The sequence below is a fragment of the Micromonospora sp. DT43 genome (assembly GCF_049841645.1).
GTDB lineage: Bacteria > Actinomycetota > Actinomycetes > Mycobacteriales > Micromonosporaceae > Micromonospora.
The window spans coordinates 241,676-258,298 of the sequence record NZ_JBNCKR010000004.1 but is presented as its reverse complement, the minus strand read 5'-3'; the positions used below and the strand labels follow the sequence as shown (position 1 = coordinate 258,298).

14 protein-coding genes are annotated in these 16,623 nt (G+C 73.5%); 9 read left to right on the top strand and 5 right to left on the bottom strand.

What is annotated here, in order from left to right; translation table 11 throughout:
- The first annotated feature begins 40 nt into the window (after positions 1 to 40).
- Positions 41 to 652, top strand: coding sequence for a DUF4232 domain-containing protein (locus ACLQ26_RS12710; protein ID WP_425744600.1), 612 nt, complete (start codon positions 41 to 43; stop codon positions 650 to 652).
- On the opposite strand, the gene ACLQ26_RS12705 is transcribed toward ACLQ26_RS12710, so the two are convergent.
- Both ACLQ26_RS12705 and ACLQ26_RS12700 read right to left on the bottom strand, forming a co-directional pair.
- The gene (locus tag ACLQ26_RS12705) at positions 642 to 1,508 is read right to left on the bottom strand and encodes an ABC transporter permease (RefSeq protein WP_425744599.1); all 867 of its coding nucleotides are present in this window, start codon (positions 1,506 to 1,508) and stop codon (positions 642 to 644) included. The genes ACLQ26_RS12710 and ACLQ26_RS12705 overlap by 11 nt on opposite strands.
- Positions 1,508 to 4,372 carry an alpha/beta fold hydrolase gene (locus tag ACLQ26_RS12700; protein ID WP_425744598.1) on the bottom strand — a complete coding sequence of 955 codons (2,865 nt, stop codon included), beginning with the start codon at positions 4,370 to 4,372 and terminating at the stop codon, positions 1,508 to 1,510. The genes ACLQ26_RS12705 and ACLQ26_RS12700 overlap by 1 nt, the downstream gene beginning before the upstream one ends.
- 375 nt (positions 4,373 to 4,747) lie before the next feature.
- Here ACLQ26_RS12700 and ACLQ26_RS12695 point away from each other — a divergent pair, with 375 nt between their 5' ends.
- From ACLQ26_RS12695 to ACLQ26_RS12660, 8 genes are all read left to right on the top strand, one after another.
- Positions 4,748 to 5,932 carry a hypothetical protein gene (locus ACLQ26_RS12695; protein ID WP_425744597.1) on the top strand — a complete coding sequence of 395 codons (1,185 nt, stop codon included), beginning with the start codon at positions 4,748 to 4,750 and terminating at the stop codon, positions 5,930 to 5,932.
- Entirely contained in the window at positions 5,919 to 8,624 is a 2,706-nt protein-coding gene (locus ACLQ26_RS12690) for a sensor histidine kinase (RefSeq protein WP_425744596.1), read from the top strand. The genes ACLQ26_RS12695 and ACLQ26_RS12690 overlap by 14 nt, the downstream gene beginning before the upstream one ends.
- On the top strand, positions 8,621 to 9,097 hold the full coding sequence (locus ACLQ26_RS12685) for a roadblock/LC7 domain-containing protein (RefSeq protein ID WP_266246716.1): 477 nt from the start codon (positions 8,621 to 8,623) through the stop codon (positions 9,095 to 9,097). Before ACLQ26_RS12690 ends, ACLQ26_RS12685 begins: the two co-directional genes overlap by 4 nt.
- Positions 9,094 to 9,573, top strand: a complete 480-nt coding sequence (locus tag ACLQ26_RS12680) for a DUF742 domain-containing protein (RefSeq protein ID WP_425744595.1) — start codon at positions 9,094 to 9,096, stop codon at positions 9,571 to 9,573. The genes ACLQ26_RS12685 and ACLQ26_RS12680 overlap by 4 nt, the downstream gene beginning before the upstream one ends.
- Positions 9,551 to 10,303 carry a GTP-binding protein gene (locus tag ACLQ26_RS12675; RefSeq protein ID WP_425744594.1) on the top strand — a complete coding sequence of 251 codons (753 nt, stop codon included), beginning with the start codon at positions 9,551 to 9,553 and terminating at the stop codon, positions 10,301 to 10,303. Before ACLQ26_RS12680 ends, ACLQ26_RS12675 begins: the two co-directional genes overlap by 23 nt.
- Before the next feature lie 38 nt (positions 10,304 to 10,341).
- Complete coding sequence (locus ACLQ26_RS12670) at positions 10,342 to 10,863, top strand: hypothetical protein (protein WP_425744593.1); 522 nt, start codon at positions 10,342 to 10,344, stop codon at positions 10,861 to 10,863.
- Positions 10,864 to 10,899: 36 nt separating this feature from the next.
- Positions 10,900 to 13,119 carry an AAA family ATPase gene (locus tag ACLQ26_RS12665; RefSeq protein WP_425744592.1) on the top strand — a complete coding sequence of 740 codons (2,220 nt, stop codon included), beginning with the start codon at positions 10,900 to 10,902 and terminating at the stop codon, positions 13,117 to 13,119.
- An 83-nt stretch (positions 13,120 to 13,202) separates the two neighbouring features.
- Positions 13,203 to 14,144, top strand: a complete 942-nt coding sequence (locus tag ACLQ26_RS12660; RefSeq protein ID WP_425744591.1) for an SMP-30/gluconolactonase/LRE family protein — start codon at positions 13,203 to 13,205, stop codon at positions 14,142 to 14,144.
- A gap of 104 nt (positions 14,145 to 14,248) precedes the next feature.
- Here ACLQ26_RS12660 and ACLQ26_RS12655 read toward each other — a convergent pair whose 3' ends face one another.
- From ACLQ26_RS12655 to ACLQ26_RS12645, 3 genes are all read right to left on the bottom strand, one after another.
- A complete protein-coding gene (locus tag ACLQ26_RS12655) occupies positions 14,249 to 15,412 on the bottom strand; it encodes an SRPBCC family protein (RefSeq protein ID WP_425744590.1) in 1,164 nt (387 codons plus the stop codon).
- A gap of 2 nt (positions 15,413 to 15,414) precedes the next feature.
- Positions 15,415 to 15,834, bottom strand: a complete 420-nt coding sequence (locus ACLQ26_RS12650; RefSeq protein WP_425744589.1) for a hypothetical protein — start codon at positions 15,832 to 15,834, stop codon at positions 15,415 to 15,417.
- 278 nt (positions 15,835 to 16,112) lie between these two features.
- Positions 16,113 to 16,622, bottom strand: a complete 510-nt coding sequence (locus ACLQ26_RS12645; RefSeq protein ID WP_425744588.1) for a GNAT family N-acetyltransferase — start codon at positions 16,620 to 16,622, stop codon at positions 16,113 to 16,115.
- Position 16,623 lies beyond the last annotated feature (1 nt).

Sequence of the window (16,623 nt, the reverse complement as noted above, 5' to 3'; positions counted from 1 at the left end):
TGGGCTGCGGCGGGATGCCTGCATCGGCGAGGATCGGCGGATGATCAGACAGACGGCAGCACGGCGACGGGCCGGCGCGGCGGTCGCGGCGGTCGCGGCGGTTCTTCTGCTCACCGCCTGCACCATCGACGAGCATCGCTACCAGGGCGGGGACCCCACGGGTCCGCCGCCGCCCCCGCGCGTGACCGCGACCCCGTCGGCGAGCATCGACCCGCTTGCCAACTGTCCGGCCTCCGGCGTGCGGATCCGGTCCACCGGAGGAGACGCGGCGATGGGCCTGCGCGCCCTCGGCGTGGAACTGATCAACTGCGGTCAGCGCCCCTACCTGCTCAACGGCTACCCGGTGCTGTGGGTCCTGAACGAGCAGCGCAAGCCGATCATCCTGAGCGTGGTCAACGGCGCAAAGGAGATCACGTCGGGCTTCGACCAGCCGCCACAGCCGGTCACGCTGCAGAGGGGCGAGCGGGCCGTCGCCACCGTCCTCTGGCGCAACCTGGTCACCGATTCCGACGTGGTGGCCACCGCCGGGGCGTACCTGACTGTCGCGCCCGCCGCCGGGCAGCCGGCCCAGGAGATCGACCCGGATGGGCCTGTCGACGTGGGCAACACCGGCCGGATCGGCGTCAGCGCCTGGAGGGCGGCTACGACGTGATGTCCTTGCGGGTGAACCGCCAGAACGCCAGTCCCCAGAACAGCGTGGCGTAGCTGATCGCCGAGATGCAGCCGCGGACCACGTCGTCGGTCTGCACCGGCGTGGACAGCAGTCCCAGCCAGGCGGTGCTGAAGTGGGTCGGCAGGAAGTCGCGCAGCGCGCCCAGGGCGGTGATCTGGTCCAGGATGCTGGACAGGATCCAGAGCAGGACCGCTCCGCCGACCGCGCCCAGTGCGGCGTCCGTCGTCACCGACAGCAGGAACGCCAGACCGGCCACCACCAGGAGTACGACCGCCAGGTAGCCGAGCACGGCCAGCAGCCGGAGCAGCCCCTCGCCCGGCTCCAGCTCGGCGGCGACAGTGCTGCGCAGCGGCGACCAGCCGTAGCGCAGGGTGCCGGCCAGCAGGGCGGTGCCGGCCAACAGCAGCAGGGCCAGACCCGAGTACGCGAGCGCGACCACCAGCTTCACCGTCAGCAACCGGGCCCGGGGCACCGGAATCGCCAGCAGGTAGCGCAGGCTGCCCCAGCTCGCCTCGCTGGCCACCGTGTCGCCGCAGAACAGCGCGACGACCACCACCAGCAGGAACGACGCCGACACGAAGATGGAGAAGAGGGTGAAGTTGAGCCCTCCGGAGGTGGCCAGGTCGACCAGGCTGGCGAACTCGTTGTTGCCGTTGTCGTCGTCCCCGCCGGAGTTGAACTGGAAGGCGACCAGGATGATCAGCGGCAGCAGCACCATGAACCCGAGCGCCAACTGGGTCCGCCGCCGGGACGCCTGCCGGCGGAACTCCGCCGCGAAGGGCATGGTGGCCGAGGGCCGGTAGCCCCGGGCCTCACCCGCGTCGGTAACAACCATCACCGGTCACCGCTTCCCCGAGAGTTGTCGCCCACCAGGGCGAGGAACGCGTCCTCCAGGCGTCGCCGGGGCACGACCCGGTCCACCCCGATGCCGGCGCGCACCAGCTCGGCCACCACTTCGCTGCGGGCCGTGCCGTTGGTGTCGACCACGAGCTGCCCGTCGCTCTCCGGCAGCACGCGTACGCCGTCCAGCCGGTCCAGCACCGCCCGCGCCGCCACCGGGTCGGTGACGTCGAACAGGACGCTCGGCGACTCGCCCACGATCTCCTGCACCGGCCCGGACGCCACGATCCGGCCCTTGTTCACCACCACGGCGTGCGTGCAGGTCTGCTCCACCTCGGCCAGCAGGTGGCTGGAGACCAGAACCGCCCGACCGTCGGTGGCGTAGCGCTGGAGGACGCGGCGCATCTCGGCGATCTGCGGCGGGTCGAGCCCGTCGGTCGGCTCGTCGAGCACCAGCAGCTCGGGGAGGCCGAGCATGGCCTGGGCGATGGCGAGCCGCTGACGCATGCCGTGGCTGTAGTTCTTGATCTTTCGGTGCACCGAGTCGCCCAGCCCGGCGATCTCCAGGGCCGCGTCGAAGTGCGCGTCCTCCCACGGCCGTCCGGTGGCCCGCCAGTACGCCTTCAGGTTGTCCAGACCCGACAGGTGCGGAAGGAACCCCGGCCCCTCCACCAGCGCCCCGATCCGGGACAGCACCGGCGAGCCGGGCACCAGCCGACGGCCGAACACGTAGATCTCCCCGGCGGTCGGCTGGGTCAGCCCCATCAGCACCCGCAGGGTGGTGGTCTTGCCGGCGCCGTTCGGCCCGAGCAGACCCACCACCTGACCCGGGTGCACCTCGAAGTCCACGTTCGACACGGCGACGAAGCCGTCCGCGTACTCCTTGCGCAGCGCGCGCACGGCCAGCGGGGTGTCCGCGTACTCCTGATGCACGCTGCGGTCCTGGCGTCGGTGTCGGCGGCGGACCACGGCGACGACCACGACGAGCCCGATCACGATGGCTGCCAGCAGGCCGGCCAGCACCCAGCGCCAGATCGTCGCCGCGGTGGGGATCGGCTCGCCGGCAACTGTGGGCAGGCTGACCGCGCCGTCCGCGGCCACCGTGTAGACGGTGGGCGCGGCCGGGGTCGTGTACGCCTGGTCGGAGCTGGCGACCACCAGTCGCAGCCGGTGCCCGGCCTCGACGCGGCGGACGATCCCGGGCAGCGTGACGGTGACCGGGCGGGCGTCCTGGACCTGTTTCGGCAGGCCGGTGAGCCGAACGGGGGCGACCAGCCCGTTCGGGAGCGTCGCCGTGCCGTCGGGGTCGACGTCGTAGAGCTTGACGAAGAGGACCGCCTCCCCGGTCGGCGAGGCGGCCCGGACGGTCACCGTGGGCGCTCCCGCCACGTCGACCGCCTCGGTGAGCGGCGCCGACTCGAAGCGCGCGTGCTGGCCGGGCACGTCGCCGGCCACGCCGTCGAGCAGCGAGGCGAGGCCACCGGCGAACGGGATCGAGGAGATGGCGGCCGGGTTGCCGTTCGGCGGATTGGCGATCGGCTGCGCCGGGCCGGCGACCGTGACGTCGCGGCGGGCGTTGCCGGCCAGGCCCGGATAGTCGGCGCGGCGGAAACCGGTGGCTACCAGACCCCGGTCGAGAGCGTCGAAGCCGGCGATCCGCGACCAGGTGAAGTCGTCGCCCGGAGCGTTCCCCTCGCCCTTGACGTAGTGGTCGAGCCACTGGACGGTCAGGAACTTCACCCGATCTTCGTCGGAGCGGGGTCCGCTGCCGCCGTCGTGTCCGCCGGTGAACCAGGCGACGCGTACCGGGGTGCCGGTGGCGGCGATGCCCTTCGCGTTCGCGTCCGCCTCATCGAGGGGAAAGAGGGTGTCCGCCTCGCCCTGCACCAGCAGGGTGGGGGCCTTGATCCGGTCCAGCACACCCGCCGGGCTGGAGCGGCGCAGCAGGTCCACGGCCGCCTGGTCGGCGCGACCGGCGGTGGCGATCCGCAGGTACGCGGCGCACACGTCGGCGGCGAACCGTCCGCAGGACGGATCGGCGGCGCCTGCCGGGGCGCCCCCGGAACCGGTGCCCGGACCCTGGCCCGACCCCGGGCTGGGCGGGCCGGCCGACGCCGGCGCCCCCTGCGGCTGGGCGGCTGTCGCACCGGAGAGCCCGGCCGGGCCGGAGCCCACGTTGCCGCCCCCACCGAAGAACAGACCCGCCCAGCCCTTCTTGAACACGCCCTCGGTGGGCGCTCCGCCGGTGCTCTCCGGCAGGAACGCCCGGGACAGGTCGTTCCAGGTGATCATGGGCACGATCGCGTCCACCCGACGGTCCTGGGCGGCCAGCAGCAGCGCCAACCCGCCGCCGTACGAGCCGCCGACCACGCCTACCTTCGGGTCGCCGGGGGCGTCGGTGCGCACCTCGGGCCGGGCGGCCAGCCAGTCCAGCAGCCGCTGGGCGTCGCGCACCTCGTAGTCCGGGTTGTCCAGGTGGATCTCGCCGCCGCTGCGGCCGAAACCCCGGGCGGTCCAGGTGAGCACGGCGTAGCCGCGCCCCGCGAACTCCTCCGCGTCGGAACGCACCGACTCCTTGGTCCCGCCGAACCCGTGCGCCAACAGCACCGCCGGAACCTTCCGACCGGACGACGCGTCGTCCGGCAGGTAGAGGGTGGTGTCCAGGTCGACGGGCTCGTCACCGGACGGTCCGGAGCGGACGGTGAGCATCGCGCTCTGGGTGCGTACGCCCGATCCCTGCGGCCACACCGCCCAGGTCACGGCGACCGCCAGCAGCACGACGACCACCGCCGCGGCGATCGCGCGGCGGCGGGTGGGCAGGGCACGCCGGAACCACGCGGCCGGCGACGGCGCTCTCATGCGGCACACGGTACGGCTCGCAGCCTGAGCGTTGGCTGAGATCCGCCGTACGTCCGTCCGGTTGCCCCGATCGGTGCTCCGGGCCGGTGCAATCGCGCATCGTCCGTGGCGGCCCAGTGAGTTGAGTTCGGATCCCGTGAATTCCGATCTAACGCGGATATCACCCTCGATCCCTTCATGTCACACCCACGGACGGGACAGAGCGTGCGCGCAACCCTGACGAACGGTGACATCGCTCGAACTGACGCAAACCTGACTCACCGGCAACCAACCGGCCCACGCGGGGTTCGGTTAGTTTTCCGGTCCGGTGGACGGGACCTGTCGGCGAGCCCGACACCGCGCCGATCCCCCGCCCGACGCCGGAGGAGACACACCATGACAGTCCCCGCGCCGCGGGCCCGTCGACGGACGTCCGTGCTGGGCCGGTCGCTGCCGCTGCTGCTCATCGTCGCGCTGCTGGCGCCGGTGGGGCTGCTCTTCGCGTCCACCTGGCGGCAGACCGGCGACGACCGCAGCCTCGCCGACTCCGAACGGCTCGGCGTGCAGTACCTGCGCGCCCTGGCTCCGGTCACCGAGGCGCTGGTGGAGGCCCAGTCTGCGGCCGTCGCCGGACGCCCCGTCCCCGGTGAGCCGCTGACCCGCGCGGTCGAGCAGGCCGCCGCGGTGGACGCCCGCATCGGCGGGCAACTGCGCAGCCAGGAGCGATGGGCCGGGCTCCGGGCCAAGGTGGAGGCGCTGCGCGGCCGCAGCCCCGCCGACCCGGAAGCCGCCTACACCGCGTACGGCGAGGTCACCGACCTGCTGCTCGCCCTGCACGGCAAGGTCCGGGAGAGCTCGGGGCTGGGCCGGGACCCGGGCGCCGACTCGTTCTTCCTCCAGGACAGCGCCGGTCAGAAGCTGCCCGAGGCGGTGGTGGCCGCCGGCCGACTCGCCGACCTGGGCGCGCTCGTCACCCGACGGCCGGCCGCCGAACGGACCCGCGGGCTCATGGAGCTGACCGGTCTGCGGGTGACCGCCCTGGCGCCCGCGGGAGACGTGGTCGACAACCTGCGCTCCGCCGTGGACAGCTCGGAGAGCACCGACCTGGGCGCCAACGTGCTGACCCCGCTGGACTCCTATCAGCGGTCCGTGGAGGCGCTGGCCCTGTACTCGACCCCGAGCGCCGCCGGCACCATCGACCAGGGGCAACTGACCGCCGCCGCACTCAACTCGCGAAACGCCGCGCGGCAGCTCCAGCCGGTCATCCTCGGCGAACTGGACACCCTGCTCACCGAGCGGGTCGACGGGCTGGCCCGGGACCGCTGGCTTGCCGTCGGGGCGGGCGTCGCAGCCGCGCTGCTGCTGGCCTGGCTCGCCGGGATGCTGATCGCCGTCGGTCGACGCGCGCGTCGGCGGGCCGCCACGCCGGACGCCGACAGCTCCGCCGCCCCGCCCTCCGGCGACCCGTGGCAACCTCCCGTTCCGACCGTCCCGCCGGCCGAATCTCGACAGCTGCAACCGGTCGGCGCGGCCAGCGAGCCGATCCTCGCGCAGTGGGGGCCGTTCGATGCTTCTCGGTAGGCTTCGGATCCGCGGCAAGCTCGCGTTGCTCGTGGTGATCCCGCTGCTCAGCATGGTCGGCCTCGCGGTGCCCGTGGTGCTGGAGCGGGTGGCCGCCGCGCAACGCGCCGCCGACATCACCGAGCAGGTACGGCTCGCCAGCCGGGTCGGCAGCCTCGTGCAGGACCTGCAACAGGAACGCATCCTGTCGGTCGGTTTCCTCCTCGGCCGGGTCGAACGCTCCGAACTGATCCGCAAGGCCGCCGACGTGGACGACCGGGTGGCCGACCTGCGGGCCGACGGCAGCGACGCGCTGACCGAGCGGGTCGACCACGCGCTCAACGGGGTGTCCAGTCTCGTCGACCTGCGGACGGCCGTGCTGGCCGGAGCCGCGAACCCCGGTCAGGTGATGGACGCGTTCGGCCCGGTCAACAGGGGGTTGATCGAGTCGCTGCGGCTGGTCTACAGCGTGGACACCGAGACGTTGCCCGGCCGCCAGGTGCTCGCGTTGGACGGGCTGCTGCGCGCCGACGAGGGGCTGGGCGCGTGCGCCACCCTGAGCATCCTGGTCAAGGCGATCGGCAGCCCGGACACCACCGCCGGGTACGTGGCGTGCATCGCCGCCCTCCAGGTCGACAACCTGCGCTTCCGTACCCTGATCACACCCGAGCAGCTCAAGGTGGCCCAGCTCAACGACGCGGCGGTGGCCGCGCGTACCAGCCCCGACTTTCTGATCACCAGCGCTCGGGACCCAGCGGGCGCGGTCCGCGACGTGCCGATGGACGCGCTCTTCCCGGCCGTCCGCACGATGATCCGGCTCGGCCAGTTCGTCGAGAAGAAGCTCATCGCCGACGTTCTCGCCGAGGTGAAGGCCGATCAGCGGCGCGCCCTGACCGCCGCGTACCTGGTGGGTGCCGCGGCGGCGCTGATCCTGGCGCTCGTGGTGCTGCTCAGCGCGGCTGTCGCGCGGACGGTGGCCCGACCGCTGACCCAGCTCACCCGCTCCGCGGACCGGGTCGCCCGGGTCGCCGAGGCGGAGCTGGTCCGGGTCACCGACGACGAGACGGAGCACGTCCAGTCGGTCCGGTTGGAGCCGGTGGTCATCCGGTCCAACGACGAGATCGGTGAGCTGGCCCAGGCGTTCGACCGGGTGCAGAACACGGCGGCCCAGCTCGTCGAACGGCAGGTCGCCGGTCGGCGCAACGTGGCGCAGATGTTCGGCCACGTCGGCCGGCGTACGCAGAACCTGGTGAGCCGGCAGCTCGCACTCATCGACCGGCTGGAGCAGCAGGAGGCCGACGCGGGTCGCCTGGAGCACCTGTACCGGCTCGACCACATCTCCAGTCGACTGCGGCGCAACGCAGGCAGCCTTGTGGTGCTCTCCGGCTCGGCCGGCGCCGACGCGCACACCGCGCCGGTGCCGCTGGCGGACGTGGTCCGGCTGGCGCTCGGCGAGATCGAGGACTACACCCGCGTCGAGGTGCAGGTGCCGGCGGGCATCGCCGCCGCTCCTGCGGTCATCGGTGACCTCGTCCTGGCGCTGGCCGAGCTGATGGAGAACGCGACGGCCTTCTCCCCGCCGCACACCCGGGTGCTGGTGGCCGGCGAGACCTCCGGGCGGGGCGCCCGGATCACTGTCATCGACAACGGCATCGGTATGAGCGAACAGCGGATGGCCGAGGAGAACGCCCGGCTCACCCGGCGCGAACGTCTCGACCTGGCGCCGACCGAGGTGCTCGGTCTCTTCGTGGTGGGCCGGCTGGCCCGTCGCCACGGCTGGGAGGTGAGCCTGGCCGCGACGGTGGGCGGCGGGGTGACCGCGCAGGTGGAGATCCCGCAGACGTCGCTTGTGGTGCGCCGCGCCGACCGGGCCGGGGTGACTGTTGCCCGGGCCGCCGTACCGGACCGGGGGCGACGGCCGGCTCTCGACTCCGCCCGCGAGGCCCGCTCCCGTACCGCCGTCGCGGCGCCTGCCGGATTCGACACGGACCTGCTCAGCCGGGCCACCCGCAGCCTGGAGTCGGGCCAGTCCTGGGACGCGTTCGGCGCTCGGGAACCGGTGGACACAGGGGTTTCCGTCGCCGCGGCACCGGGTCCGGCCGACGTCGTGGACAGCCCCGCGACCGCTGCCGCGACCGCGACGACCGCGACCCCGACGACCCCGACGACCGCGACCCCGACGACGGGGGCGGGTGCGGCTTCCGGCCCCCGGGTCCGGCAGCGGGTGCCCGGTGCCAGCCTTCCCGCCTCCGCCGCGCCGGCCAGGCCGGTCGACGCCACCGGCGCCGACCCGGACGCCGCCCGCGCACTTGTCGAGGCGTTCCAGTCCGGTGTACGCCGGGCGGAGCTGAGCGTCCCGCCGGCCGCCGGCCGGCCCGTCGGATCGTGGTCGATGCGCACGACCACCGATCCGGCCACCAGCGCCGGCCCCACGGTGGCGGACCCGGGCGCGACAGTCGACCTGCCCGCCACCCCGGGCGGCCTCGGCCCCACGGTGGCGGACACCGCCGGAGTTACCCGGGGTCGTCCCCGGTTGAGCCGCCGGGTGCCCGGTGCCAACCTCACGGTCTCCCCGCCCTGCCAGCCGCCCAGCACCCACCTGGGGGACCCGGCCGAGGTACGCGACCTCATCACCGAGTTCGAGGCGGGCGTCGCCCGTGCTCTCCTCGAAGTCAGCCCAGACCGTCGGAACGAAGAAGGATCATCACGGTGACCAGCCCCTTCCTGCACGACAACGTCGACCACCAGAGCCAGCCCGGCGCCGTCGGCGATCTCAGCCCCGAGGCGCGCACGTTCAACTGGCTGCTGGACTCCTTCACCTCCAGCACGGCGGGGGTGCTGGAGGCGATCGCGGTCTCCTCGGACGGGCTGCTGATGGCCATGTCGTCGATCAAGGACCGGTCCAACGCGGAGCGGCTGGCCGCCGTGGTCTCCGGCATGACAAGCCTTGCCGGCGGCGCGGCCAGCTGGTACGCGCTCGGCGGCCTGAACCGGGTGATCGTGGACATGGCCGACGGCTACCTGCTGATCAGCGCGATCAGCAGCGGTTCGGTGCTCGGCGTCGTCGCCGACCGGTCGGCGAACCTGGGCACTGTCGCGTACGAGATGACGCTCTTCGCCGGTCGCGCCGGTGGCGCGCTGACCCCGCGACTGATCGTCGAGCTGAAGAACGCCGTCCAACAGTGACGCCGGACGTCGCCGACGATGATCCGGACCCGGAGCCCGGGACCCGGATCCGCCCCTACCTGCGCACGCCGCACCCGGGTGGGGGCGGCGCGCCGGCGGCGCCGGAGCCGGAGCAGGGCGGTGGCGGCCCGACAGGTCCGCGACCGTTCGTGCTCACCTCCGGACGGGTGGCCGGCGCGGATCCGGCGATCGGACTGGAGACGCAGGTGACCCTGCGCCCGGACGGCGGCCGCTGGACCGAACCGCCTGTCGGCCTGCTGGCGCCGGAACTCCAGGCGATCATCGCGCTCTGCGCCGAGCCGATCTCGGTGGCCGAACTCTCCGCCCGGACCCGACTGCAGTTCGGCGTGACCCGGGTCCTGGTCGGCGACCTGCGGGCCGCCGGGCACCTGGACGTGCACGTCACCGACGCCAACGATGCCTTCGACCCCGACCTCATCCTGCGAGTGATTGATGGACTTCGTGCGATCTCCTGAATGGCCTGGCGTCCCGATCGGAGGACTCGCCGGCAACAGCGCCACCGCCCGCTACAGCACGGCCCCGGGCACTCCGGGAGCGGTCGGGCGTGCCACGCCGCCGCCGGCCGGGCCGCCACCGCCGTACCGGCCGCCGGCCGGCGCCGGGCCGACCAACCGGCCACCGGCGGCGCCGCCCGTGCCGGTCAAGATTCTCGTCGCCGGAGGGTTCGGGGTGGGCAAGACCACCACGGTCGGGGCGATCTCCGAGATCGCGCCGCTGACCACCGAGGCCGAGATGACAAGCGCCGGGATCGGCGTGGACGACCCGGGCGTACGGTCGACCAAGACCACCACGACGGTGGCGATGGACTTCGGTTGCGTGACCATCGACCGCAGCCTGAAGCTCTACCTGTTCGGCACTCCTGGGCAGGCACGGTTCGGGTTCATGTGGGACGACCTGGCCCGGGGTGCGCTCGGCGCGCTGGTGGTAGTCGACAGCGCCCGGCTGGACGACTGTTTCCCGGCGATCGACTTCTTCGAGCGGGCCGGGTTGCCGTTCGTGGTCGGGGTGAACGCGTTCGACGGACGACTGGCCCTGGAACTCGGCGAGATCCGGTGGGCGCTCGCCATCGGTGATCACGTACCACTGGTGCAGTTCGACGCTCGGGACCGACTCTCGGTGCGGGACGCCCTGCTTGTCGTCCTGGATCGCGCCTTGGAGCGGGCCACCCGGGACAGGAAGGCCTGAGCCGACCGGCTCCGGCCGTGGCGGGAAGGGGTGATCTGGTGAGGGGCGACCTGGACGAGACGCTGGCCCGGCTGGCCCGGCGCGAGGAGGCGCTGCGCCGGCGGGTCACCGATCGTGACGACACCGCGCCACCGCCCGGCCCGACCGCTGGGCAAAGCCCCGCCACGGGTGGGCGCAACACCGGGCCCGCCCGGCACGACGGTCGGCACGCGGAACGGGAAGACCCCGGCGACGTCGTCGGATGGGGCCCGGTCGAGGAGGTCGCCGAGGCGGTGCGCCAGGTCGTCGGCGTCCACCCGGGCCTGGCGGTGACCGTACGCGTCGAGCACGACGGTCGGACGTACCCGATGCGGGTGTCCTGGAACGGCCCGGACGTCACGGTCGGCCCGGAACCACCGGCGGCCCCGGTGCAACCCCCACCGTCCTGGCCGCTGTCCGGTCGGACGGTGCCCGCGTGGGCGCCCGGCCCGGACGGGTTGACACCGGACCCGGCGGCCCGCCTGGCGGAGCTGATCCGGCGGGACCCGTCGCTGCTGGACGAGTTGGATCCGCGGCGCTGATCGCCTCGACCGGCCGACGGCGGCTACGGTCGGGCGGTGGCCCAACCCGACCTGACCATGACGGCGAGCCTGCGACCCGCGGCGCTGGACGCCCGACGGGGCGTCGTGCGGCTGCACCCGGAGGCGCTTACCGCCCTGGGGCTGCGCCCCGGCGACCCGGTACGGCTGACGGGTCGCCGGGAGACCGCAGGGATCGTCGCGGCGGCCGGGGGCGGCGCGAGCAGCGCCCTGCTCTACGCCGATGACCTGACGCTTGGCAACCTGGGCCTGCCCGACGGCGCCTCGGTGCGGGTGTCGCCGCTGCCGCTGACCCCGGCGGGTCGGGTCACGCTTACCGGGCCGGTGGAGGTGGTGGCGGCGGTCAGCCCGGAGATGCTCCGGCTCGCCCTGCTCGGCAAGGTGGTCACTGCGGGCGACGACGTGTCACTGCTGCCGCAGGACGTGCTGCCGGACGCCTCCACGCGCAGCCTCGTCGAGGCGGCCCGGCGAAGCCTCGCCACCACCGTCGGCTTCGCCTGGACCAGCACCCTGCTCACAGTGGTCACCGTCGACCCGTCCGCCGGTTCGCTTGTCACGATGGACACGGCGGTCGCCTGGGAGCACGGCCCGGCGACCCACGGTGAGCCCGGCCCCGCCCGGCCGACCGTGGCGGTCGGTGCGGCCCCGACGGCCGACTCGACGCCCGACGCGACGGACGCTCCCGACGTGGACGAGCTGCCCGGCCTGCGGGCCCAGGCCGAGGAGCTGACCGAGCTGTTCGATCTCGGCTTCCACCACCGGGAGGTACTGGGCCGGCTGGGCACCACCATCTCGCTGGGGGTGCTGCTGTCCGGGCCTGCCGGTTCCGGGAAGTCGGCGCTGGTGCGAGCGGTCGCGGCCCGGGTGGGCGCCCGCGTCCACCCGCTGTGGGCGCCCGAGGTGGCCGCGCTCACCAACCAGGCTGCCGCCGACCGGCTGCGCGCCGCGGCGACGGCGGTCCGGGAGGGCGGCCCGGCGGTGCTGCTGGTCACCGATGTGGAGGCGCTGGCCCCGGCGGACGAGCCCGGCCCGCTGGCCACGGTGTTCCGGCAGGTGCTCGCCGAGACCGTCCGGGTCGGCGTCGCAGTGGTCTGCACCACCGGTCGGCCCGAGGCTGTCGACCCGGCGCTGCGCGCACCGGACCTGCTGTCGCTGCGGATCAGCGTGCCGCTGCCCGACCCGGCCCTGCGCCGCGAACAGCTCACAGTGCTGACCCGGCAGGTGCCGCTCGCGGACGACGTCCGGCTGGACGAGGTGGCCGCGCGTACCCCCGGGTTCGTGGCCGCGGACCTGGCCGCGCTGGTCCGGGAGGCCGGGGTACGCGCGGCGTTGCGGCAGAAGTCAGCGCGGACGCCGACGGTGGCGATGGCCGACTTCGCGGCCGCCCTGGAGGTGGTCCGGCCGACGACGATGGCCGCGTCCACTTTGGAGATGGCGTCGGTGACCCTGGACGACGTCGGCGGCCTGGCCGAGGTCAAACAGACGCTCACCGAGTCCGTGCTGTGGCCGCTCACCTACCCGGACACGTTCGCCCGCCTCGGCGTGCAGCCCCCGCGTGGCGTGCTGCTCTACGGGCCACCCGGCTGCGGCAAGACGTACCTGGTCACCGCGCTCGCCGGGTCGGGGCGGGCGAACGTGCTCTCGGTGAAGGGCGCGGAGCTGCTCTCCAAGTGGGTGGGCGAGAGCGAACGCGCCGTACGCGAGCTGTTCCGCCGGGCCCGGGAGGCCGCCCCGACGCTGATCTTCCTGGACGAGATGGACGCGTTGGCGCCGGTACGCGGGCAGGCCACCGACGGGGGCACCACGGATCGGGTGGTCGCCGCGCTGCTCACCGAACTGGACGGGGTGGAGACGCTGCGCAACGTGGTGGTCGTCGGCGCCACGAACCGGCCGGACCTGGTCGATCCGGCGCTGCTGCGACCCGGCCGGTTGGGACGGCTGGTCTACGTGCCGCCGCCGGACGGACCGGCCCGCACGGAGATCCTGCGGGCCGCGTCCCGGCACGTGCCGCTGGCACCGGACATCGACCTGGCGGCCCTCGGCGCGGAGCTGACCGGCTTCTCGGCGGCGGACTGCGCGGCGGTGGTCCGGGAGGCGGCGCTCGCGGCGATGCGGGAGTCCCTGGCCGCCGCCACCGTCACCGCCGCGCACATGGCGGTCGCGCGGGAGCGGGTCCGCCCGTCGCTGGACCCGGCCCAGGTCGCGTGGCTCGCCGCGTACGCCGCCGGCCGGGACTGAACATCGACCCAACCTTTTGCCGTACCCGGAGCGTTAGCAGAGCGACACGATCCTCAGTGGAGAGATCCACTCGACGACAGGCGGTGTTCCTCTTGCGCAGGCTGCTCACTCTTCTCGTCGTCCCCCTGGTGGCGGCGGCCACCCTCAGCACCGTCGGTTCGGCGGCGACCGCGCACCCGACGACGCCGTTCCCGTCCCGGATCGCCCTGCCCGACGGGTTCTCCCCCGAGGGGCTGACGATCGGCCGGGGCACGACCGTCTACGTCGGGTCCGTCGGGAACGGCGCCGTCTGGCGGGGCGATGTGCGTACCGGGCGCGGCTCGGTGCTCATCCCGGGCGCGCCGGGCCGGGAGAAGGCAGGCCTCAAGCTCGACGAGCGGGGCCGGCTGTGGAGCGCCGACTTCTCGGCCGGCGCGGCAAGCGTCCACGACGGCGAGACCGGCACCCAACTGGCCCACTACCAGTTCACGGACGAGCCGGGCAGCATCGTCAACGACCTCGTGATCACCGGACGCGCCGTCTACTTCACCGACTCGGCCCGTCCGGTGCTGTACGTCGTACCGCTGCTTCCGGGTGGGCGGCTGCCCGCCGCCGGCGCCGCGCGGGTGCTGCCGCTGAGCGGTCCGGCCGCGACGCCCGACGCGTTCAACAACGGGATCGTGGCGCTGCCCGACGGTGACCTGCTGGTCGCGCAGATGCTGACCGGCCGGCTGGTACGCGTCGACCCGCGCACCGGCGCGAGCAGTGTCTTCGACCTCGGCGGCTACTCGGTGGACCGGGCCGACGGGCTGGTGCTGCGGGGCCACACCCTCTACGTGATCCGCAACCTGACAAACGTCGTCGCGGTCGTCGGGCTGAACGCCCGCTACACCGCCGGGGTGGTGCGGCGGGAGATCACCGGCCCGGCCCTACGGTCGCCGGCCACCGGCGATCTGCTCGGCTCGGCGCTGTACGTGGTGAACGGCCGGTTCGACGTCGAGCCCGGCCCGGACGTCGACTACGACATCGTCCGGCTCCCGGCCTGATCGCACGGTCGGCGGTGGCCCTACCGGGTCACCGCCGACCGTCGGCGTGCGTCAGTCCGGGTAAGGAGCAGGTCGAGGACACCGGACACCACCGGAGGCCGGCGTCACTCCTCCTCCCGGCGGCGGCGCACCACGGGTCGGCGTGGTGGCTCCGCTCCCCGGCGGACCGGCGGCCGGGGGCGCTGCGGCTCCTCGCGTGGCTGGAGGCGGCGGGCCCGCTCGGGAGCGCGACGACGCGGTGGCGGTGGCGGCTCCTCGTCGGGCTCGTCCGCGTACCCCTCGTCGTAGCCTTCCTCGTACGCCTCGTACTCCTCGTCGTACTCCGGCTCGGCCGGTCGCCGGGGTGGCCGCTGGCGCAGGCGGCCGCCGGGCCGGGGGCGCGGCTCCTCCTCGGCGTACCCCTCGTCCTCGCGCTCGGACTGCTCCCGTTCCTCGCGCAGGCCGGTTTCGTGGTCCTTGACCACCTGGGAGTCGCGGATCTCGCCGCGCCAGCCCTCGACCTTGTCCGGGTCGAGTGCCACGCCGGTCATGACGTGCCTGACGAAGTGCTTCAACTCCAGCCGTACGCGCCGGCCCTGGGCCCGCCACAGGTTGCCGGTGTGCTCGAAGAGGCCCTGCGGGTGGTACTCCAGCACCACCAGGATGCGCGTCAGGTCCGGGGTGATCTCGTGGAAGCTGACGGTGCCGTCGACCGAGCCCTTCTCGCCCTTCGACCGCCAGTGGATGAGCCGGTCCGGCACCTGCCGGATGATCGTCGACTCCCACGTGCGGTGCGACCAGAAGACCTGCGCCTTCCAGGTCATCTTCTCGGCCTCGTCGTTCTCGGCCTGCTCGACCTTCTTCATGAAGCTCGGGAAATCGCCGAACTGCGTCCACTGGTTGTACGCGGCACGCACCGGCACGCCGACCTCGATCGTCTCGACGATGTTGGTGACCTTCTGCTTCTTGCCACCCTTACCGCCCTTGCCGCCCACGCGGCCGAGAGCCGACATCACCTTCTCCTTACCGCCGGCCACCCCGGCATGCAGCATCGCCTTCACCGGTGAGCCACCCTCGGCCAGCTTCTGCGCGCCGGTGGCGGCGGCGACCAGGCCCGGCCCGCCGCCCTGGCGCGCGTACTCGCTCAGGCGGCCGGTCGCGCCGGTGATCCGCTCCGTAACCACGCTCACCGCGCGCTCGCCGATCGCACCGGCGAGGTTGCGCACCTCGTCGGCCAACTGGCCGCGCAGCTTGTCGCCGAGGCCCCCAGAGTTGGTGTCTCCCGCCATGGTCACCGCCCCCGTCGCTGCCCGGCCGGGTCGTTCCGGTCGTTCGCCGCGCCGCCGCCCTGGTCGCCGCGGCCCTGGTCGCCGTCGCCGCTGCCGTTGCCGCCCTGGTTCGCCGAGCGGCGGCGTAGCGCGTCGGCGGAGCCGCGAAGTCGACCGGTGAGCGCGTCGACGCCACTGCCGGCCGCTGCGGTCGCGGCGGACCGGCCGGCGTTGACAAGCGGCCCGCCGAGCCGGCTCAGGTTGCTCAGTTGCGGGGACGACTGCAGCAGGTCGCCGCCCCGTTTCAGCAGACCACCCGGGTCGCGGCTCGCCCGGCCGGCGGCGACCGCCGCGGCCAGGGTCAACGCGGTACGCAACTTGCGACGTCGGCCCAGCAGGTAGCCGAAGCCCACCGCCAGGCCGATTCGTGTTCCGGTCTTCATCAGGTCCCCCTCGCTCCCCGGTGGGTCCGGGACGTCTGCCCGCACAGGGGCCGGAGAAGGGCTACCGGGGAACAGCGCGTGGCTCACCCGGATCAGACGTCCCGTATCTGCGGACCCGGCGGGCAGTACCCGGCGGAATAGCCGCGAAACCGCTCAGGCAATTTCCGGCGGCGGCGGCCAGAGACATTCGGAAAGGTGGCGCAGACCGACTCAGACGGGACTTTCCAGCGGTCCTGAGCAGCTAACACGCCAGCAAGGACGAGAGGCTGGCGCAGTATTCAGAGGGCGGGAGGCGTCGAATCCAGGCAGATTTCGGCGTGCACCTTTACGCCGTCCTCACGCAGTTTCGCGCCGCATTTTTCGAGGACTGTGACCGCGCCGATATTGTCCGGCGTCGTCTCGGCTACCACGGCCCGCATCCCGGCCCGGGCTGCGACGTTGAGCAATTCCCGCAGGGCGGCCGCCCCGATTCCCTGCCCGCGCGCCGAGAGGCCGAGCCACATACCCGTCTCCACCGTGCCGGGCTCGTCACAGCGCGTCATCCGGATCATGCCGACCACCTCGCCGCCGACGAGGATCGCGTACATCTGCGAGCCGGTCGGGCCGTCCAGGCCGGCGAAGCTCGCCCGGTGGAACTCGCGGAACGCCTCCCGGCGGGCGAGCGACCAGCCGGCGGGAGCCTCGACCGGGGGCATCACCTCACCCGGCTCGGCCTCGGCAGCCGCTACGGAGAGCAATGGCTCCAGATTCCGCTCGTCCACCGGCTCCAGCCGGACCGCACCCGCCACG